Source organism: Sorangium sp. So ce296, from assembly GCF_051529605.1.
In the GTDB taxonomy this organism is placed as follows: domain Bacteria; phylum Myxococcota_A; class Polyangia; order Polyangiales; family Polyangiaceae; genus Sorangium; species Sorangium cellulosum_D.
In genome coordinates this window covers 3,173,693-3,193,486 of sequence record NZ_CP150325.1, presented here as the reverse complement: position 1 = coordinate 3,193,486, position 19,794 = coordinate 3,173,693, and the positions used below count along the sequence as shown (strand labels likewise).

The 19,794-nt window shown below is 73.1% G+C and carries 12 protein-coding genes; 5 read left to right on the top strand and 7 right to left on the bottom strand.

What is annotated here, in order from left to right; translation table 11 throughout:
* Positions 1-482: 482 nt before the first annotated feature.
* Positions 483-1,604, top strand: coding sequence for a multiheme c-type cytochrome (locus WME98_RS12030; protein ID WP_437951458.1), 1,122 nt, complete (start codon positions 483-485; stop codon positions 1,602-1,604).
* A gap of 38 nt (positions 1,605-1,642) precedes the next feature.
* Complete coding sequence (locus WME98_RS12025) at positions 1,643-3,190, top strand: hypothetical protein (RefSeq protein ID WP_437951457.1); 1,548 nt, start codon at positions 1,643-1,645, stop codon at positions 3,188-3,190.
* Here the strand turns inward: WME98_RS12025 and WME98_RS12020 are convergent, their stop codons facing one another.
* Positions 3,191-4,012 (bottom strand): IS630 family transposase, encoded by an 822-nt coding sequence (locus WME98_RS12020; protein WP_437948501.1) that lies wholly within the window; start codon positions 4,010-4,012, stop codon positions 3,191-3,193. It abuts the gene before it with no gap.
* Between the two features lie 595 nt (positions 4,013-4,607).
* Positions 4,608-5,348 (bottom strand): hypothetical protein, encoded by a 741-nt coding sequence (locus WME98_RS12015; RefSeq protein WP_437951456.1) that lies wholly within the window; start codon positions 5,346-5,348, stop codon positions 4,608-4,610.
* 729 nt (positions 5,349-6,077) lie between these two features.
* Here WME98_RS12015 and WME98_RS12010 point away from each other — a divergent pair.
* Positions 6,078-9,017 carry an nSTAND1 domain-containing NTPase gene (locus WME98_RS12010; protein WP_437951455.1) on the top strand — a complete coding sequence of 980 codons (2,940 nt, stop codon included), beginning with the start codon at positions 6,078-6,080 and terminating at the stop codon, positions 9,015-9,017.
* A 45-nt stretch (positions 9,018-9,062) separates the two neighbouring features.
* On the opposite strand, the gene WME98_RS12005 is transcribed toward WME98_RS12010, so the two are convergent.
* A complete protein-coding gene (locus WME98_RS12005) occupies positions 9,063-10,229 on the bottom strand; it encodes an SUMF1/EgtB/PvdO family nonheme iron enzyme (protein ID WP_437951454.1) in 1,167 nt (388 codons plus the stop codon).
* Between the two features lie 98 nt (positions 10,230-10,327).
* On the opposite strand from WME98_RS12005, the gene WME98_RS12000 reads away from it, so the two are divergent.
* Positions 10,328-12,214: a leucine-rich repeat domain-containing protein gene (locus WME98_RS12000; protein ID WP_437951453.1), complete on the top strand. Its 1,887-nt coding sequence runs from the start codon at positions 10,328-10,330 to the stop codon at positions 12,212-12,214.
* Positions 12,215-12,269: 55 nt separating this feature from the next.
* On the opposite strand, the gene WME98_RS11995 is transcribed toward WME98_RS12000, so the two are convergent.
* The 4 genes from WME98_RS11995 to WME98_RS11980 all read right to left on the bottom strand — a co-directional run bounded on the left by WME98_RS11995 (position 12,270) and on the right by WME98_RS11980 (position 18,432).
* Complete coding sequence (locus WME98_RS11995; RefSeq protein ID WP_437315134.1) at positions 12,270-12,911, bottom strand: LolA family protein; 642 nt, start codon at positions 12,909-12,911, stop codon at positions 12,270-12,272.
* 34 nt (positions 12,912-12,945) lie between these two features.
* Positions 12,946-15,561: a cytochrome c peroxidase gene (locus WME98_RS11990; RefSeq protein ID WP_437951452.1), complete on the bottom strand. Its 2,616-nt coding sequence runs from the start codon at positions 15,559-15,561 to the stop codon at positions 12,946-12,948.
* 411 nt (positions 15,562-15,972) lie between these two features.
* Positions 15,973-17,583: a C45 family autoproteolytic acyltransferase/hydolase gene (locus WME98_RS11985; RefSeq protein WP_437951451.1), complete on the bottom strand. Its 1,611-nt coding sequence runs from the start codon at positions 17,581-17,583 to the stop codon at positions 15,973-15,975.
* Positions 17,584-17,607: 24 nt separating this feature from the next.
* Positions 17,608-18,432 (bottom strand): glycosyltransferase family 2 protein, encoded by an 825-nt coding sequence (locus WME98_RS11980; protein ID WP_437951450.1) that lies wholly within the window; start codon positions 18,430-18,432, stop codon positions 17,608-17,610.
* A 12-nt stretch (positions 18,433-18,444) separates the two neighbouring features.
* Here WME98_RS11980 and WME98_RS11975 point away from each other — a divergent pair, with 12 nt between their 5' ends.
* Entirely contained in the window at positions 18,445-19,788 is a 1,344-nt protein-coding gene (locus WME98_RS11975; protein WP_437951449.1) for an MFS transporter, read from the top strand.
* The last annotated feature ends 6 nt before the right edge of the window (positions 19,789-19,794 follow it).

Below are 19,794 nucleotides of genomic sequence, written 5' to 3'. Positions count from 1 at the left end.
AATCCGCAATACGGGTGCCAAGAGGAGGAGGCGCTGCATTCATCGCGCATAGGGACGGCGATTCTCCCGGATCTCCAGCAATGGCTCGTTGCGCTCGCGGGCGAGCGCGCCGCGACCGGCTCCGCCGCCGGTGGAGGCGGTCGAGCCGGAGCGGGGGCGCCGCCCGGAAGCAAGGTGGCGTCCAGCTGCGCCGGGGCCGAGCCGCGCACCGCTGGGGACCGCCCGCGAGGTTCGCTGCAGCCGCGGACGCCGAGCTCGCTATGCGCTCCCGACTGTGCCGATCATGCAATGGGAGTGGCAATTTGCCATGATGGATCGCCGCTGTCGCGGCGCGGGCGCCCCGCCCCAGGGGCTTGGAGGCGCGCCGCGGCGCCTGCGCCGGCGGAGCGGCCGGCGTCGCTCGGCGGTCTCGGGCGTGACGCGGCGGCGGGGGTGTTGTAGCGGAAACGATCGCTGTGCGGCGCTGTGTCCCTGGCCTTGGTGTGCTGATCGCGGGTGCCCTCGTGGGCGCGTGCGCCGCCGCGCCGGACACGACCGCGCGGCCGCGCGGCGAGGTCGCGGCGCCGGCTGGCAGCGCGCTGGCTGGGGCCGCGGAGGCGGCGCGGGTGCCCATGCCGAGGCCGGCGCGGGCGCGGCTCGGGGCGGCGGCCATCGCGAACCAGGCCTGCGAGGGGTGCCACGAGGAGGTGGCGCGGGAGTGGCGCGCGTCGCTCCACCACCGGGCGAACACCGAGCCTGCCTACCGGCGGGCGTTCGCGATCGAGCCGATGCCGTTCTGCCGGGCTTGCCACGCGCCCGAGGCGAGGCCGGAGGAGCCAGAGCCGGAGGCGCTCGGGGCGCTCGGGGTGGGGTGCGTGACGTGCCACGTGACGAGCGACGGCGAGGGCGAGCTCGCGGGGCCGGCGGTGGCGCCGGTGCTCGCAGCGCCGTGGGCGGGGAGCGGGGCGCCGCCGGCGGCGCCGCACACGGTGATCCGGGACGCGCGGTTCGGGGGCGCGGACGCGTGCGCGGCCTGCCACGAGTTCGCGTTCCCCACGGCGCGAGGGCGGTCGACGGCGGAGCTGATGCAGTCGACCCTCACCGAGCACCGCGCGTCGCCCGCCGCGGCCCAGCCCTGCGCGGCGTGCCACATGCCGCGCGGGCCGGGGCTGCGACGCGGCCACGGGTTCGCAGGATCGCGGGACGAGGCGCTCGTGCGGAGCGCCGTGGCGGTGACGGCGCGGCGGCTGTCGACGACGCGCGTGGCGGTGACGCTCGCGCCCGCGAACGCGGGGCACGCGTTCCCGACGGGGGATCTGTTCCGGAGGCTCGAGGTGTCGGCAGAGGCGCTCGGGCCCGACGAGCTGGTGCTGGGGCAGGAGGAGCGCTACCTGACGCGGCACTTCGTGCTGCGGCCGGGGACGATCGGGCGGAAGCTCGTCGCCGACGATCGGGTGCACGCGGAGCCCGTGACGGTGGAGCTCGACGTCGGGTCCGCCGGCGAGGGGCGGACGCTCGCGTGGCAGGTGGCCTACCAGCGGGTGGCGCACCCGAACGGGGTGGACCTGCGCGACGCGGCGATCGAGGGCGAGATCCGGGTGGCGTCGGGGAGGCTCGCGCCGTGAGCGGACGCGGGACGGCGCGGCGGGGAGAAGGAGGAGCGATGAGCGGGCGAAGGGCGTGGTGGGGGCTGGGCGGGCTCGTGATGGCGATGGCGGGGTGCGGGCCGGCGCCGCGGGCGGCGGACGGGCCGCGCGCGGCGGATGCGGCGCCGGGGCCGGGCGCGCCGGCCACGGCAGGCGCGGCGGGCGGATCGCGCGCCGCAGGCGCGGCGGGCGGATCGCGCGCCGCAGGCGCGGCGGGCGCCGCGAAGGCGGACGAGGCGGCGAAGCCGGCGCCGCCGCCGAAGTCGGCGTTCACGCCGGTGGCGCAGGTCCCGGCGGAGATCGATGTGCGGCTGCACCCGGTGGAGGGGGCGCTGCTCGTGTCGACCACCAACCTGCTGACGCTCGAGGGGGAGCAGATGGGCGCCGCCGTCGGCGTGCTGAAGGATGGGACGATCGAGTTCCCGAAGCGGCTGCGCCTGCTGGGGTGGGGGGCGGCCGTGATCGGCGTCTACGGGCGCTATCCCGACCAGCTCGACCTGATCGCGACGGGCACCACGGGCCGCACCGGCGTCGCCGAGCACCACGTGCTGGGGGCGCAGGGCTGGGTGCAGCGGATGGGCGACCCGGGGCTGTGGTTCACCGGGGTGGCGAGGATGGGCAGCTCGCTCGTGGGGCTGGTGGGGCCGACGATGATGGGGGTCCCGAGGTTCGTCACGCTGCGCGGGCCCAGGGTGGGGCTGACGATCACGCCGGCGCCCAGGAAGGAGCCGTGCCGCGGGTGGGAAGCGCCGCTGCCTTACCCGGAGGCCGAGGTCCGCCCGCAGGCGTTCGGGGCGACGCGCGACGGGACCGCGCTGAGCTACGGGCTCGACTGCGACGTGGAGAGCGCCCTGGAGGTATGGAAGCCGGGCGAGAGGCGCGCGACCATCATGCCCGTCCCGGCGCTGCCCGAGGGGCAGAGCCCCGACGATGCGCGCACGCTGATCCTGCCGGGCCCCGGCGAGGGCGAGGCGTGGATCGTGGATGGGGGCGTGCTCCACTACCAGGGCGGGGAGCCGAAGAGGATCGACCCGCCGGCGAAGGGCGCGCGCGTGCTCACGGCGTCGGCGGCGCCGGACGGGATGCTGTGGGCGATCGCGGACGGGGCGCTGTTCGCGCGCAAGGGCGAGGCCTGGGAGCAGGCGCCGCTGCCCGACGGGGTGAAGGCCCAGGACGTGGCCGTGGGGAGCGACGGGGCGGTGTGGGTGGCGGCCGGGGGGGCGATCCTGAAGCACGGCGGCGGCAGCGAGGCCGCGGGCGCGGCGCCGGGGACCATCCAGGTCCAGAAGGGGCCGCCGCCGAAGCCCAAGCCGAGCCGGCCCTTCCCCGAGCCCGGCGGGCCGACGTGCCCGCAGAACCTCGTGGTGCTCTATACGTTCAGCAAGACGGCGCCGGACGACTACGACTTCCCGCTGACGCGAAAGGCGCTCAAAGGACGCACGGAGTTCTCTCCGGCGCGCTTCGTCGTGACGCGCGACATGGGGCAGCGCTTCTTCGCCGCGTTCGTGCCGAGCTGGGATCTCGCGAAGAAGCTAGTGGACTGTTCGATAAGTTTTTTAACATAATCACGCGGCATGCCGCTCAACCCAGCGGTGCATTTTCTGCCGCGTCCAGGACCACCTGAACGGGTGAGCGTAGAGCTGGTCGTACTCTCGCCAGCTCGCGTCCAGGTGCTCGACGAGCTGCTGGCGGCTGTTCCAGCTGCCGCGCTTCAGGTAGCGCTCGCTGAACGCGCGGAGCAGCAACTCAGCCTGGTTGAGCCACGAGGCGTGCGCCGGCGTCACGAGGACGCGGACGTGCGGGTAGAGGGTACGCAGCAGGGTGGTGGTCTCCTGTGCGACGTGGGACGGGGCTCCGTCCCAGATCAGGTGCACGCGTCGCGCATCGCAGCACTCGTGGAGTAACTCGGGCAGGATCGCGCGCAGGTGCTCGCTATCGTTCCGGTTGGGGCACCATCCGCGCATCTTGCCCGTGTGCACATCGAGGACCGCGGCGAAGTTCACCGTCCCGTGCCGGATGTACTCGAACTCCTGGTGCTCGGCCTGGCCGGGCCTCACGGGGCGCGTCGGTCGCCGGCGTTCGAGCACCTGGATGTTCGGCTTCTCGTCGAAGCAAAGTACAAGCTCGCCGCGCGCGGCTAGATCCGAGGCTCTTTCGTAGCACCACAGGATGCGCGTCACCCTCCTCTCGAAGTCGGCATCGATCGTGGGCGTCTTCCAGTACCGCGAACGGTGGGGTTGCAGATCGGCGGTACGCAGGATCAGCGAGACGGTCGAGTGCGCGATCTTCGGCACCAGCCCACGCTCAGCCGCCACCTTCGCCAGGCTGCGCGTCGACCAGTGCGTCATGTGCAGCCCGAGCCCTGCGGGCTCACAACAGGCGAGCATCTCGAGGCCGACGCGTTGCAGAGGGGGAAAAAGCCCGGGGCCGACCCTCGCGAGGGGCGTCCTCGACCGCCCGAACCCCCACCTTTTCGTACCGACGGCAGAGGTGCCAGATGCTCTCGCGCCTCTGCTCCACGTGCGTCGCCAGTTCCTCCACGACCGTCGCCGGGTCTGCCATGGCCAAGAGCACCCGAGCTCGGCGAGCCACGCGTTGCTCGGTCCGTCCATCGCGCACCAGCCGCTCCAGGTACGCCCGATCCTCCTGCGACAGCTCGATCTTCCTGGGTGGTCGTCCTCGCATGCCGAAGCTTACGCCACCCCGGGGAATATGTTAAAAAACTTATCGAACAGTCCACTAGAGGAGCGGATCAAGACCGATGTGCAGGGGTCGACGCCGCAGATCGTCTGCGCCGAGCCGGAGGTGGTGCGGGAGCTGAAGCTGGATCTGAAGACGGGCGAGGTCGTGAGGTGAACGCGGGTGGCGGTGGCTGCCACGACGGTCCACCGCCTCGGCGCGGCGCCGATCGACGTCGAGCGAGCGAGACATCGACCTCCAAGGCGCCAAGATATCGTCCTCTTCTTGGCGTCCTTGGCCGGGTCAGAACACGAGCCGGGCCGACAGCCCCGCAGGGCCGAGCGACGCGATGGGCCGCAGCTCGATCTCCACCTCGCCCCGATCGTGGACGCGGTAGACCTGTGGCCTGTTCATGAGGAGCAGGACCGTCCCCGTGATCATCGTCGCTCCGCCGGCGACGAAGGCGCCGATCGCCAGGTCGCCGCTGGCCTGGTCGCCCTTGTGTGCCGCGTCGCTCCACATCAGCCCGCCACCCGCGACGCCCAGGGCTGCGCCTGCCCCGAGCATGGTCCAGGGGACCCACGCGGGCCACCGCGGCTGGCCCATGACGGTTTCGACGCGCCGCGCGAGCTGGCCGGAAGCCTCTTTGCCGGCGATGACGAGGATGGGCTTGACGACCGTGGAGTAGCCGTCCCTCCTCACCATGACGACGTGCTCTCCGGGCGTGACCATCCGGCGCTCGGCGCCGGGGCCGACGAACCAGGGCTTGTCGTCGAGCAGCACGGCAGCGCCCGGCTCATCGCAGCGGATCTCGATGGCGGCGAGCTCGTGCTCCATGAGCGCGCGCATCGCCGCGCGCGCCTCCTGCTCCGTCTCGGGCGCGAGCGTGCCGGGCCCCCATCGCAGGGCGAGCCGCAGGTTCTCATAGGCCACGAGCGGCAGACCGAGGCTCTTCAACACCCGCGCGAGATAGAGCCGGAGCTCGGGATGCTCCCAGGCGGCCAGCGCCTCTTCGTATTTGACCCGCGCCTCGGCGAACATCATGCGCCGGTGCAGCGCCCGCGCCTCCGTGAATAGCTCGTGCGCCCGCTGCTTTCGATCGTCGGAGATGCCCTGGTGCCATGGCCGCGGCGGCCGCGACGCACGGGGCGAAGACGTCTCCACCGCCGCCGGCGGCGGCAGCGACGGGGGATGCGGCGAGAGAGAAGGTGGATGCGGCGACAGCGACCCTGGCGGCGGGCCCGCCGTCCCTGAGCCCGTCCCTGAGCCCGTCCCTGAGCCCGTCCCTGAGCTCGTCGTCCCTTGGGCCCGCGCAGGCGCGGCGCAGAAGGAGCACAAGGCCACGAGAGCGATCGATGATGAGAGCTTCGCTGCTGGGAGGGGGACGTGCATGGGTCGCGTGTGGGTCGTTTTGCTTCGCGGGTCGCCCGGGGTGATCCATCGAGCCTTCACCCCGGCTCACCGGGCCGGCGAGCATGCCGCGCTCCCGAGGGTACGCCCTCGCATGTCCTCCTGTGAAGCGAGGTCGTATCAGATTTGAGGATGCACGCATGCATTGAGCGCCTATGCTATCGTGACCGCGCTCGCAGCTCTCGCCGTGGTAACCGCCGTTTCAGTGACGGCGTTGTTTTATGCGCAGGGGGGAAGATGTCCACCGAGCTGATCATCCTGGGGCCGAAGGGCGCTCGATCGTCCGGCGCGGGCGAGCTCCATCATACGGGGAGCTTTCCGCTGCGCACCGGAGGGCGCGAGGACGCAAGTTACACAAGCACGATGTTCGTCGGCGCGGCGCCCGCTGCGCCCGCGCGGGCCGGCTTCGCGGCGGAGGCGGCCGTCGCGCCGGCGGGCGCTCGCGCGGCGAAGGCCGGCGGGACGGCGAGCGCGGGCGCTCCGCCGTCCTCGTCGCCTCGGCAACTCAACCCGCTGCTCTCGGCCGGCGCCCGCATCGGGCATTACGAGATCTTGCGCGAGCTCGGCCGGGGCGGCATGGGCGTGGTCTTCCTCGCGCGAGACATAAGGCTCGCGCGCCTCGTCGCGATCAAGCTCCTCACGAAGCTGAACAGCAACGGCGTGTTGCGCTTTCTGAACGAAGCGCAGGCGACCGCGCGCTGCAAGCACGAGCATATCGTGACGATCCACGAGGTGAACGAGCACGACGGATACCCGTACATGGTGCTCGAGTACATCGACGGGCAGAGCCTCGGCGCCTGGATGAGGCAGCGCAGGCCCGCGGACGCCGGGGAGGAGACGTCGACGGCGCCGGTGCCGCCCAGCCTCGCCGTGGAGCTGATGGTCCCGGTCGTGAGCGCGCTATCGCGCGCGCACGCGTCCGGCATCGTCCATCGCGATCTCAAGCCCGAGAACATCATGCTCGAGGCGTCGGGGGCGATCAAGGTGGTCGATTTCGGGATCGCCAAGCTGCGCGAGGACGAGACGCGCCTCGCGGTCGCGGTCGAGCGCTCTGTTACCAGCGCGGTCGCCCGCGATGCGCGCCTGACGGGCGAAGGAGCGGTCATCGGCACACTGCCTTATATGTCTCCCGAGCAATGGCGAGGAATGGATATCGACCAGTCGAGCGATATCTGGGCGGTGGGCATCATGCTCCACGAGCTCGTGCTCGGCGCGCACCCGCTCGCGCCGGTCAGCATGGCGAGCCTCCTCAGGGTCCCGGTCGCCGAAGATCCGATGCCCGAGGTCAGCGCGCGCCACCCGGAGCTCGGCCCGCTCGGCGCGATCATCGATCGCTGCCTGCGCAAGCGAAAGGCCGAGCGGTTCGCCTCCGCCGAGGAGCTCCTGGCCGCGCTGCTGCCCCTCCTGCCCGGGCGGCGGGAGGTCCACCTCGCCGCCGACGAGAGCCCGTTCGCGGGCCTGTCGGCGTTCCAGGAGGCCGACGCGGACCGCTTCTTCGGCCGCGCGCAGGTGCTCGCCGCCGTGGTCGCGCGCCTCCGGAGCCAGCCGCTGCTCGCGCTGGCGGGGGCGTCCGGCGTGGGGAAATCGTCGCTCGTGAGGGCGGGGGTGATCCCGGCGCTCAAGCGCTCCGGGGAGGGCTGGGAGGCGCTCGTCCTGCGGCCCGGGCGCGAGCCCATGGCCGCGCTGGCGCACCTCTTCAGCCACCCCGGGGTGACGCTGAGCGCCGCCTCGCGCGCGCTCGCCGCGCAGGGCGGCGCGGCGACGGGCGCGGGCTTCGGCGAGCGGCTGCGCGCCGAGCCTGGCCTCCTCGGCGCCGCGCTGCGCGCGTGGTCGGCCAGCACGCAGCGACGCCTGCTCCTGTTCATCGATCAGTTCGAGGAGCTCTTCACGCTCGGCGCCCCGGCCGGAGAGCGCGAGTCGTTCCTCGCGTGCCTCGAGGGGGTCGCCGACGACGCCTCCTCGCCGCTCCGGGTCGTCCTGTCGGTGCGATCGGACTTCCTCGAGCGGATGGCCGAGCACGAGCATTTCATGACGGCGATGATCCGCGGCCTCGTGTTCCTCCGGCCGATGGGGCGCGAGGGGCTGCGCGAAGCCCTGATGAAGCCGGTGGAGGCGGCGCGGCACGAGATCGAGGATCCGGCGATGGTCGAGGGCCTCCTCGACGCGCTGGAGAGCACGCGCGGCGCGCTGCCGCTCCTCCAGTTCACCGCGGCGAGGCTGTGGGAGATGCGCGATCGGGGGCGCCGGCTGCTCACGCGCGCCAGCTACGAGGCGCTCGGCGGCGTGGCGGGCGCGCTGGCGAGCCACGCCGACACGGTGCTGGCCGCGATGAGCGAGCGCCGGGCGAAGCTCGCGCGGGCGGTCCTGGAGCGCCTGGTGACGCCGGAGCGGACGCGGGCCGTCGCCAGCCTGGGGGAGCTGTGCGAGCTGCCGGGGGATCGAGGCGAGATCGAGCGGGTGGTGGGGCTGCTCGCCGACGCGCGGCTCCTGGCGCTCGAGACGGGGAGCGACCGCGCGGGCACCACGGTGGAGCTCGTGCACGAGTCGCTCATCGAGCGGTGGCCGACGCTCAAGCGCTGGCTCGATGAGAACCAGGAAGACGCGGTGTTCCTCGACCGCCTGCGCGCGGCGGCGAGGCTCTGGGAGTCGAGCGATCGCGCCGCGGACACGCTCTGGCGCGGCAAGGTCGCCGACGACGCGCGCCAGTTTCATAAGCGCTATCGGGGGGAGCTGCCCGAGCGGGAGCGGCTCTATCTGGAGGAGGTGCTCCGGTTCGCCGATCAGCAGCAACGCGGGAGGCGCCGCCTCGTGTCCGGGATCATGGCGGCGCTGTCGCTCCTGATCGTCGCGGCGGGGGCCGGGATCGTGAAGGTGACCGGTCAGAACCGGGTCATCACGGCGCAGTTCCACGAGATCCAGCGCACCGAGCACACGCTGAAGGGCGCGCTCGCGAGCGCGGAGGCCGCCCGGGGCGCGGCGGAGCGGGCGCGGCAGGAGAGCGAGGCCGCGCGGCAGGAGAGCGACGCGCAGCGGAGGCGGGCCGAGCAGCTGCAGCAGGACGCCGAGGAGGCCCGGGATCGCGCGGAGGCCGAGGCCGAGAGGGCCCGCGTGGCGGCCGGTCAGGCGCAGGCCGCGCGGGATGAGGCGCGGAGGTCCGAGGCGGAGGCGCGACAGGCCGAGCTCAAGGCCACCCGGGAGGAACAAAAGGCCAGGGCGGCGTCCGAGGAGGTGCTGCGGAGCCAGCGCGAGCAGGAGCAGCTCATCGAGCGGAGCGTGGGGAAGATCGGGGAGAGCTTGGACTAGGCCCGTGCCTCAAGAATCCCGCCAAGGAGTGCTCGGCGGCGCTCCTCACCGCTTCTCGCCGCTCCCCCCCGCCGCCGCCGCCGGCGCGCCGCCGCCCGGCGTCGCGTCCACCGCATTGGGCCCGAGCAGCGTCCCGCACATCGTCTTGCACAGGATATCCGTCGCTTTGCACTCGCACTTGCCCTGCTGCTTGAGCTCGAGCTTGCCGCGCATCTGCTCGACCGTGAACTGCGCGAGCCGCTCGACCCGGTCCATGTTCCACCCCTCCTGGATCTGGCGCGGCGTCCGCGGGTCGGTGGTCTTGCCGTCGGGCTCGGCGCAGCAGCGGAAGCTCAGGAAGTAATAATAGAACCCCTCGTCGTGCGTGTAGATCTTCGGCCGGCACTGGTTGCGCACGCCCTTGTACCAGGGGCCGCCGGTGTGGACGCTGTCGAACTTGCCGCGCCAGCCGCCGGTCGTCTCGCTCGCCACGACCTCATCGGTGTTCGCGGGCAGATCGGCGACGCCATAATCGCTGATGCACTGCGCCTGCGATCCGCTCCGCACCCCTTTCCACAGTCGCGCCAGCTCGCCGGGGTCGCGCTTCGCCACCTTCTTCATGTCGGGGTCGTCCCAGAGGTGGTCGCCGTTGCACTTGGTCGCGTCGCGCGAGTACCCGTAAGGAAACGGCTTCATCTCCGGCCCCTCGCAGGCGAGCGTCCACTCCGACTCCGTGCAGAGGCGCTTGCCGACCGCGGCGCACTTGACCTGCGCCTGGTGGAACCGGTTCATCACCTCGGGCCGCTCCCCCTTCTTGTTCGGCCACTCGTACGTGTCGATGCAATAGCGCTTCTTCGTCTTGTCGCCGACGCAGCGGCCCGGGGTGGGGGCGAACTCCTCGCAGATCGTCTTCTTGTTCGACTTGTCGTACCAGCTGCGGAGGCAGCTGTGCTCGACCTCGGAGCAATACTCGCCCTCGACGAGCTTCATGTCGGCCGGGCACGCCTGCTCCTCCGCGGCGGCGGTCTCCCCGCCGGCCGTCCCGGGCTCGGCGGAAGGCGCGCCGGGCTCGGAGGTCGGCGGCGTCGCGGCCGCGGGCCCGGCCGGGGACGGAGCGGCCGGGCGATCGTCGTGCGCGCGCGGGGCGGCGGGCGTCTGGGCGGGCTCAGGGGGAGCGCCGGAGCAGGCGGCGGCGAGCGTCAGGGCGGGGAGGGAGAGCAGGAGGCGTCGCATGGCCGGCGTCATAGTCGAGATCGCGGCGGGGGGAACCAGCCATCGCGCCGTCGGAGTGTCCCATTGACGCGGAATCGGCGCGCGCCCAGCCTCGCGGCATGCGGAGTTCCTGGTGGATCGGCGTGCTTGCCTCGGTCGCGCTCGCGCCGGCTTGTGGGGCCCGGAGCGAGGTTTACTTCGACCTGCCCGCGGGCGTAGGTGAGATCGGATCGACCACCGCGGGAGCTGGCGCCGGTCCCAGCCCTGCTTCGAGCTCGGCCGGGGTCGGCGGCGGCGGCGCCGGCGCCGCCGACCCCGCCGGCACGTCGGGCGCCGGGGGCTCAGGCGGTCAAGGCTCGGGCGGTATTTCGGGCGCGGGGGGCGCCGAGCAGGAGTGCGATCCGAGCCGCGTGCACACCGGCTTCTGGGGCTCCACCCGCCAGGAGGCCCTCGAGGACCTGCGCGGCGTCACCGTGGTCGACGGCTCGCTCGCCCTCGGCGGCGACATCTCCGACCTGTCCCCGCTTGCGTGCCTGACGACCGTCACGGGCGAGCTCCTGATCAACGACACCACGCGCTTGACCAACCTGGACGGCCTCGGCTCCCTCTCCTCCATCGGCTCGACGCTGACGGTGGTCCATAACGCTTCGCTGCGCAGCCTCAGCGGGCTTCGGAGCCTGGAGAAGGTCGGGGGAACCATCGAGATCCGTGAAAATCCGCTCCTCGAGAGCGTCGCCGGCGTCGGGGTGGACGCGTTCCAGTGGCAGGTGCTGGACAACGATTCGCTCGAGTCCTTGTCGGGTTTCGAGGGCATCGAGGAGGGGGAGCTCTGGATCAGGGGCAACGACCGGCTCGCGACGCTGGACGGTCTGCGCAACCTGCGCCGGGGGTCGCTCATCCTGGCGGACAACGACGCGCTGACCAGCCTCGAGGGCCTCGGCGCCGTCGAGGCGCTCGTGAATCTCCACATCTCCGAGAACGACGGGCTCGTCGGCTTGCAGGGCCTCGAGCAGCTCACGACCGTGGATAACCTCACGCTGGCGGAAAACCGACATCTGAGATCGCTGGACGGCCTCGAGAGCCTCGTCTTCGCGAGCCAGATCTCCGTCTCGTCGAACGAGCGGCTCGTGGACCTGACCGGGCTCGCAGCGCTCGAAGCCGCCCACGACCTCTACGTCGGCCAGAATTCAGGGATGGTGAGCCTGGACGGCCTGCGTTCGCTGCGCAGTGTCTGGAACGTCGTCGCCGTATCGAATCCCGAGCTGGTGAGCGCCAGCGCGCTCGCCCACGTCCGCTCGAACCCGGACGGCGCGCCGTCGCTCTACCTCCACGACAACCCGAAGCTCACCAGCATCGACCTCGGCGAGGTGACGAGCCTGGGGGAGCTGTCCGTCGAAGGGTGCGGCTCCCTGACGGACCTGTACGGGTTCGCCGACATCGCCGGAATGACGGCCCTCACCGTGCGCCAGAACTCCGGGCTCGTGAGCCTCGCGGGGGTCGAGCGGATCTCGGAGCTCTCTCATCTGGAGATCACCGGCAATCCTCTGCTCGCGAGCCTACGGCCCCTGAGCGGCCTCCGCGACGTGCGAGGCGCGATCTATATCGCCCATAACCCCGCGCTCACCAGCCTCGACGGGCTCGGCTCCTTCCGCGCGGGCGGCGGCTTTACCGAGACGGTATTGCTCGCGGGCAACCAGGCGCTCGTCGACATCGACGCTCTGCGCGGCCTGGTCCGCGTGGGCTATTTCAGCATCGAGGACAACGACGCTTTGCCCCGGCTGACCGGGCTCGAGGATGTGACCGAGATCGACAGCCTCAGGATCGAGGGGAACGCGTCGCTCGCGACGCTCCGCGGCCTGGGCGCTCGAACGATCACCTCGCTGCTGGACATCAAGTACAACCCGAGCTTGCCGAGCTGCGAGGTCGATGCGCTCGTGGAGCGCCTCGACCGGACGCCTCCCAGCGTCGTCGAGGAGAACAACGGCACCGGCGCCTGCCCGCCCTGAGCCGGCGGCGCCGCGGCAGCGCCGGATCGGCGCGCCCCCCCGGCCGCGCGCCCGCTCAGCCCTGCTTCGGCGCCCTCATCCGGGCCGGGTCCACGACCGCGTCCCGCGCCACCTTGCCGAACGTGATGACGCTCCGGTCGCCGTTCTTCTCCTCGATGACCACCCGCCGCACCGACCACAGCTCCGGCCCCGACGTCATCTCGAGGCTGCGCACGTGCTTCGCGACCTCCTCGGCCCGCGGCCGCGCCGCCAGCGTGATCCCGTCGGCGCGGCTCGGGATCGAGAGGTCGTAGCGCGCCCTGAGCTTCGCGAGGTCGCCGCCGAGGAGCACCAGGAGGTCCGAGAGCACCGCGCCGAAGCGCCCCGCCGCCCCCCGCCCCGCGCCCGCCGCGCCCTTCGGCGTCGCGAAGCCGAACCCCTCGGGCGTGATCCAGTAGGTGATCGCGTCCGGCGGCTTGAGCTCCCAGCGGAGCCGGTCCGGCAGGACCAGCGTCATCTCCCCGTCGCTCTTCACCGCCGTCGCGAGCAGCCCGATGCTCCGCTCCTGCGTGAACGGCGCGACCAGCGTCTTCACCGACGCGCGCGCCCTCGTGATCTCCGCGAGCGCGTCGCCCACCTCGTCCGCGCGCGCGCGGCCGGCGAGCGAGAGCGCGCCGCCGCACGCCGCGAGGCCCATCAAAAACGATCGTCGCTGCATCCTCGTCCTCTACCTTCAGACGGGCACGCCGCGCTCAGTCTGCAACCGGCTTCGGCGTGTTGGGCCCGCTCTCCGGCAGCGCCGGCTTGGCGATGTACTCCTTCGGGAGCTCGCCCGTCAGCGACTTCAGCCAGACCACGATCTGATGGACTTGGCTCTCTACCAGATCCTTGCCGAGCTGGTGCTTCCCCATGAGCCGCACCGCCTCCTCCAGCGACGAGATCGACCCGTCGTGGAAGTACGGCGCCGTCGCGGCCACGTTGCGCAAGGTCGGCACCCGGAAGACCATGAAATCCGCCTGCTTCTTCGTGATCTCGAAGACGCCGCGGTCCATCGTGTCGGGCCACGACCGCACAAGGCCGAGCTTCTGGAACATCGTCGCCCCGACGTGCGGGCCGAAGTGGCACGTCACGCAGCCGACCTCGACGAAGGTGTTGAACCCCTCCTTCTCGGCGTTGGTCAGCGCGTCGCGCTCCCCCTCCAGGAACTGATCCCACCGCCCGCGCGTGAACAGCTTGCGCTCGAACGCGCCGATCGCCTTCGCCGTGTTGCCGACCGTCACGGGCCACGGGTCGTTCGGGAACGCCCTGCCGAACGCCTTCACGTAGTCGGGGATCGAGCGCAGCGTCGCCTCGAGCCGCACCGGCGTCATCGCCATCTCGCTCGGGTTCATCATCGGCCCGTTGGCCTGATCCTCGACGCTGTCGAAGCGCCCGTCCCACATGAGCGAGAAGAACCCCGCCGAGTTGTAGACGCTCGGCGTGTTGCGGCGGCCGCTCTGGTGGGCGTGCCCGATCGAGACCTTCGTGCCGTCGGCGCCGTAGCGGTCGAGCGGGTGGCACGAGTTGCACGAGAGGTCGTGGTTCTTCGACAGCCGCGCGTCGTAGAAGAGCATCCGGCCGAGGTGGATCTTCTCGTCCGTGAGCGGGTTGTTCGAGGACGTGACGACCGCCGGCAGCGGGTTGAAGCTCGCGAGCCGCTCCGGATCGATCTGCACGGACGGCTCGGCCGGGGCCGCGGCGGTCGCCCCCGGCGCGGCCGCGGTCCCGGCCGGGGCCATGGGCGCGGCCGGCGCGGCGCCGGTCGCCGTGGAGGGCGCGGCCGCCGTCGTCTTCTGCACGAGCCAGGCGCCGACGCCGGCGCCCGTCGCGGCGACCAGCGCCGCCGCCGCCACGAGCGGGGCCGCCCTGCTGCGGGGGCGCGCGGCCGCGGGCGGCGGCTCGCCCGCCACGATGATCGTCTTCTGGAACGGCACGGAGGTGCCCGCGACCGTCCTCGACGAGGGCGGCCCGTCCGGCAGCCCGCGGATGACGGGGCTGCTGTGGCTCGGGTGCTGGCCGCTCTGCCCGAGGTGCTGGCCGCTCTGGCTCAGGTGGTGGCCGCTCTGGCTCAGGTGGCCCTGGCCGCTCTGCGAGAACGCCGTGACGTGCTCGGGCCAGCTGCGAGGCGTGGCCACGGGCGTGGGCGGGCGGCGACCCGTGTGATCGCCGTGGTCCTGCCAGCTGCGGGGCGTGGCCACGGGGGTCGGCGGGCGCCGCGTCGGGTGATCGCCGTTGTCCGGCCAGCCGCGGGACGTGCCCCCGGGCGTGGGCGTGCGGGAGGTGTGGACGGGCGTGGGCGGGCGCCGCGTCGGCGCCTCGGGGTGCGCCGAGCGCGAGGGCGGCGGTATGTCGGCCTGCAGCGACTCGGGCAGCGGCTGCAGCATCTCCTCGCGGATCGAGAAGCCGTGCGGCAGGAGGATCCGGCACTCCTCGAGCATCTCCTCCGCGCTCTGGAAGCGCAGGTTCCTGTCGATCTGGAGCGCGCGGTGGACGATCTCGCCGACCTCGTAGGTGACCCAGGGCGCCAGGCTCTGGATGGGCGGCGCCGGCGTCGAACAGATCGCGACGATGAGCTCGCCGAGCCCGCGCGAGTTCCGGTAGGGGGTGCGGCCGGCGAGCATCTTGAAGAGGACGATGCCGAGCGACCAGAGGTCGGTCCGGCCGTCGACGTCCTTCATGTTGCGCGCCTGCTCGGGCGACATGTAGATGGGCGAGCCGATCAGGTTGCTCGTGGCCGTGAGCTCTTGGTGGGACTCGAAGCTGTCGTCCGCCTGGATCTTGGCGACGCCGAAGTCGAGGAGCTTGACCGCGTACTCCCCCCTGTCGCGCCGGGCCAGGAACAGGTTGGCGGGCTTGATGTCGCGGTGGAGGACGCGCGCGTCGTGCGCCTTGATGAGGCCCATGCACGCCTGGGCCACGATGCAGAGCGCGAGCTCGGGCGGCAGGGGGCCGAGCCGCCGGAGCATCTGGTCGACGTCCTCGCCGGAGAGGAGCTCCATCACGAGGAAGGGCAGGCCGGTGGCCCGGTCCCTGCCGCTATCGAGCACGCTCGCGATGTGCTCGCTCTCGATCGCGCCGGCGGCCCTGGCCTCGCGCTCGAAGCGGGCCATCACCGCGTCGTCCTGCGCGAGCTTGCTGGTGATCACCTTGACGGCGACGCGGCGGCCGGTGCCGAGGTGCCGTGCCTCGTAGACTGCCCCCATCCCGCCCTCGCCGAGCAGCCCGAGGATGAGGTACCGTTGATCGAGGGTGGTGTTGATCAGGTTGATGTCGGTCATGATCCGGTCGACCCGGTCGCCGCTCCGCTGCCGCGACCTTGCGCCCCGCATCGCATTGTCGGACGGAAGCTCCCGCTAGGCAATCTCGCGGTACGGGAGCGCCGGACGAGAGGTGTCCTAGCCCCGGTGTACGGGCGTGGGAGAGGGGCCCTGCGAAACTGCGGCGAAACAGTTGCGCGCCGGGCCCGGCCGTGTCTCCGGCGCGCCGCGGAGCGGCCGGAAGCGGCGCGTCGCCGGCATTCGCCGCGGGACGGCGCGACCCGGACGGAGCGCTGTCCAGCTCGCCATGGGATGGACACGACCCGGACGCAGCGCTGTTGCGCGGGTGCCGGGGAGGGCGTGGGGCCGTCGCGATCGGGCAAGGGCGATTGCTTCGTTAAGTTGTTTGTCGTTGGGTTAAGATCGTTGGTTATTTAAGGATCGCCGCGGCTGTCGCGCCCGAGGAGCGACGCGGTCGTGCTTTCAGGGATCGCCCGGGTCGCGCTTGGGGTCCGCGGCGGAGGGGCCCGGGGCGTCGCTGCCGAGCTCGCCGCCCGCGTGGGGCGAGCCGGCGCGCTCCCAGGCGGCGTAGTCGCCGCTCGTGAGCAGCGGATCCTCGGGCAGGGCGTCCGGCTCGGCGGTGTCGAGGGCGGGGTCGAACGCCGGGTCGAGCAGCCGCGACAGATCGAAGCGCAGGAAGCGGCCGGCGAGGTGGGGGCCCTCGCTGACCCAGAGGACGCGCGCCGTCGCGTCCATGACGACCGCGTGCGTGGCGATGAGGGCGTCGATCGCGCGCCGGTCGCCGAGCGGCAGCGGCGCGCCGCCGGGGCCGCGCCGGTCGCGCAGGACATCGACGGCCGCCTCGACGGTCGCGCCCTCGGGCAGCGCCGCGAGCCGCTCGTCGAGGCGGCGGCGGCGCGCGTGGGTCGAGGTCTCGGCCTGGACGCGGAGGTTGCGCGGGTCGCCGGCGAGCGGCCCCTCGAAGTGGTTGGTGAGGGCGACCTTGCCGCGGCCGCGGCGCGCGTGGAGCTTCGCGCCGGGCGCCCGCTCGGCGATCGCCACCTCGCCGGCCGCGTCGACGAGCATCACGAGGTGGGAGACCATGGGGGCGCGCGCCTCGAGGAGCGCGAGCGCCTCGTCGACGCCGCGGGCGCGGCCGAGCACCTCGCGCATCGTGTGCACGACCGGCTCGCCGGCCGCGCGCGGCTCGCCGGCCCGCCCGCCGTGGACGACGAGCGCGAGGCCGGCGGCGTTCATCCCGGTCACCGCGCCGACGAGGCCGGGCCAGGCCACCGAGGCGTACGGGATCTTGCCCTGCTCGTGGACGAGGAACACCGCCTTGCCCAGGTCGAAGACGGGCCCGGCCTCGAAGTCGAAGTTGCGGGCGAGCACCGCGTGCCCGCCCGCCGACGCGGCCCCGGTGAGGGCGAAGCTCGTGCAGCCGATGAGCGGGGAGTGCTCGAACGAGAGCGCGATGTCGTAGAGCGACTGGAGGAAGACGAAGCGGTGGTACGTGGGGAGGACGCCGTCGAACGGGTCGGGCGAGAAGGCGCGGGCCTGGGCGGCGATCTCGCGCCGCGCGCCGTCGCTCATGCCCTCGTCGACGCCGCGGAACTCGAGGCGCGAGAGGTCCATGATGAGCCACCTGAGCGGGGCGACGGGCACGTAGCGGCGGAACTGCTCGTAGAGGGTGCCCTCGTTCTGGACCATCTCCGGGTAGAAGAGCCGGCCGTGTTGGTGGCCGATCTCCTCGGGCGTCCCGGCGAGGCGCGCCTCGAGGATGCGGCCGCGGCGGCGCGCGTAGGCGGGGCCGAGCACGCGCAGGCCCGCGGGACCTGCGGTGGGCTCGCCGGAGGCGGCGCGGATCGGCGGCGGCTCGATGCGGGTCGCGGCGGCGATGCCGAGGTGGGCGAGGACCGGCGCGGCGAGGAGCGCGGCGGCGGCGATGAGCTTGCGGCGGTGGCGGGCGAGGCGCGAGGGCGGGCGGCGCGCGCCCGCGGCGGCGCCGGGGGGCGCGCTGGCGGCGGGGGCCGCGCTGCCCGTCGCTGCGCTGCCCGGCGCCGCGCCCGCGCTGGAGCCGGCTGGGTCCGTCACGCGTTCCAGTGCGCTGGCCCCGCGTCAGGGGGGCGCGGCCGTCGGCTGCGACGGGCGGGGGTCGATCTCGGCGGCGAGGGCGCTCGCCACGGCGGAGCGGCGCGGGGCCGGGGACGGCGTCGGCGCGGCGGGCACGTGGCGGAGGCCGCGCGTGAGCGCGAGCGTCGCCACCACGCGGCTCACGATCCGCGCCGGATCGCGCACGCTGTCGAAATGGGTGAGCCGCTCGTCCTCGGGCGGGTAGATGACCTGGATCGGCACCTCGACGATGCGGATGCCGGCGGCGACGGCGCGCAGGAGGATCTCCGCCTCGAAGGCGTAGCCGTCGTCGCGCGCGCCGAGCGACAGCGTCGTCCGGAGCGGGTAGCGGCGCAGGCCGCACTGCGTGTCGGCGAAGGGGCGGCCGGCGAAGAGCGAGAGGAAGAAGTTCGAGATGCGGTTCGAGATCTGGTTGGCGCGCGGCGCGCCGGCCGACGCGAGATCCCGGATGCCGAGGACCAGCGCCTCGGGATCGGCGTCGGCCTCGACGAGGCGCCGCGCCTCCTCGGGCGGGTGCTGGCCGTCGGCGTCGATCGTGATCGCCACGTCGAAGCCGGAGGCGAGGGCGAACTCCATCCCGGTGCGCAGGGCGGCGCCCTTGCCCTGGTTCTCGGGGTGGATGAGCACGGTGGCGCCGGCCGCGCGCGCGCGCTCGGCCGTGCGGTCGCTCGAGCCGTCGTCCACGACGACGACCGCGCCGTCCAGGCCGTTGACCCGGAGCGCCTCCCGTGTGACGTCCCCCACGTTGCGCTCGGCCTGGTAGGCGGGAATGATGGCGCAGATCCGCATGCAGCAGAGCGCGATTACCATGGTGTGCCCTGGATGAACAGCGGCAGGCACGATCTGTCCGTTGCGTCCGCGTCGTCCCGTCCGAGCCTGCTCCGCCGCCGACCCCAGTTCCGTCGCGTCTGGCTGAGCGAGATCGTCTCGCTCCTGGGCGACTGGATGAGCTTCGTCGCTGTGAGCCTGCTCGCGCTGGGCGGCGAGGGGGGCGGGGTCGTGGCGCTCGCGCTGGTGATGGTCGGGCATCACCTCCCGAACGCGCTGTTCGCGCCGGTGGCGGGCGTGCTCGCGGACCGGCTCGATCGGCGGTGGCTGCTGGTCGCGACGAGCGTGGCGCAGGGCGCGCTCACGGTCGCGATGCTCGGCGCCGCGGTGCTGGGCAGCGTGGCGGCGGTGCAGGTGCTCGTGTTCGTCCGCGCGTCGGTGGGGGCGCTGCGCCTGCCGGCGCAGAGCGCGGTCTTGCGCCACGTGGTCGCGGAGGACGAGCTCCTCGAGGCGAACGCGATCGCGTCGGCGACGTGGAGCGTGATGTTCGCGGTCGGGATGGCGGCCGGCGGTCTCATCGCGTCGCTCGGCCCCGCGGCGGCGCTCGCGCTCGACGCGGCGTCGTTCGGCCTGTCGGCGCTGTTCCTCTGGGGGCTGCCGCCGATGGTGGCCGAGGGGCGGCCGGAGGGCGGCGTGCTCTCGGCGCTCGCGTCGGTGCGCCGGGACATCGCGCTCGCGTGGAAGCACGCGTGGGATCGGCCGCCGCTGCTCGACGCGGTCCTCGCGAAGACGCCGGTCCACCTGGCGAACGGCGGGGCGCTGCTCTTGCTCAACCTCGTCGCGGCGGAGCGCGCGTTCGCGGGCACGGCCGCGCTCACGCTGGGGGTGCTCCAGTGCGTGCGCGGCGCGGGGACGGGGGTGGGCCCGCTGGTCGGCGTCGCGCTGGTGCGCCGCGGGCTGCGGGGCGAGCTCGCGGCGACCGGGGCCGCCTGGATGACGTTCGCGGCGATCGCGGCGTTCTCGGTGACGGGGCACGCGGCGGCGCTGATCGCGGTGGCGCTCGTGTGGGGGCTCGGCAGCGGCGCGAACTGGGTGCTGTCGAGCGCGGAGATCCAGCGGCTGTCGCCGGACCGGTTCGTCGGGCGGCTGTCGGCGATCGACAACCTGGTGCTCACGGTGGGGCTGTGCGCGACGTCGCTCGGCGGGGCGGTGCTCGTCGAGCGGGTCGGGGTGCCCGGGGTGGCGGCGTGGCTGGGGCTCGGGGCGGGGGTGCTCGCGTGGATCGGGTCGCAGTGGATGCTGCGCCGGCGGGCCGCGGCGGTGCGCGGGCGGGGCGCGGCGGAGGTCGCGGCGGAGCCGGAGGCGGTTTCCTTGCGGCCCGGGACGGAGCGCAGGTAGCTTGCC

What these genes read in the sequence shown, in the direction of transcription:
- WME98_RS12025 (WP_437951457.1), top strand. Translation starts at nt 1,643, where the DNA reads ATGAGCGGGCGAAGGGCGTGGTGGGGGCTGGGCGGGCTCGTGATGGCG.
- WME98_RS12020 (WP_437948501.1), bottom strand. Translation starts at nt 4,012, where the DNA reads ATGCTCGCCTGTTGTGAGCCCGCAGGGCTCGGGCTGCACATGACGCAC.
- WME98_RS12015 (WP_437951456.1), bottom strand. Translation starts at nt 5,348, where the DNA reads ATGATGTTCGCCGAGGCGCGGGTCAAATACGAAGAGGCGCTGGCCGCC.
- WME98_RS12010 (WP_437951455.1), top strand. Translation starts at nt 6,078, where the DNA reads ATGTTCGTCGGCGCGGCGCCCGCTGCGCCCGCGCGGGCCGGCTTCGCG.
- WME98_RS12005 (WP_437951454.1), bottom strand. Translation starts at nt 10,229, where the DNA reads ATGCGACGCCTCCTGCTCTCCCTCCCCGCCCTGACGCTCGCCGCCGCC.
- WME98_RS12000 (WP_437951453.1), top strand. Translation starts at nt 10,328, where the DNA reads ATGCGGAGTTCCTGGTGGATCGGCGTGCTTGCCTCGGTCGCGCTCGCG.
- WME98_RS11995 (WP_437315134.1), bottom strand. Translation starts at nt 12,911, where the DNA reads ATGCAGCGACGATCGTTTTTGATGGGCCTCGCGGCGTGCGGCGGCGCG.
- WME98_RS11990 (WP_437951452.1), bottom strand. Translation starts at nt 15,561, where the DNA reads ATGCGGGGCGCAAGGTCGCGGCAGCGGAGCGGCGACCGGGTCGACCGG.
- WME98_RS11980 (WP_437951450.1), bottom strand. Translation starts at nt 18,432, where the DNA reads ATGGTAATCGCGCTCTGCTGCATGCGGATCTGCGCCATCATTCCCGCC.
- WME98_RS11975 (WP_437951449.1), top strand. Translation starts at nt 18,445, where the DNA reads ATGAACAGCGGCAGGCACGATCTGTCCGTTGCGTCCGCGTCGTCCCGT.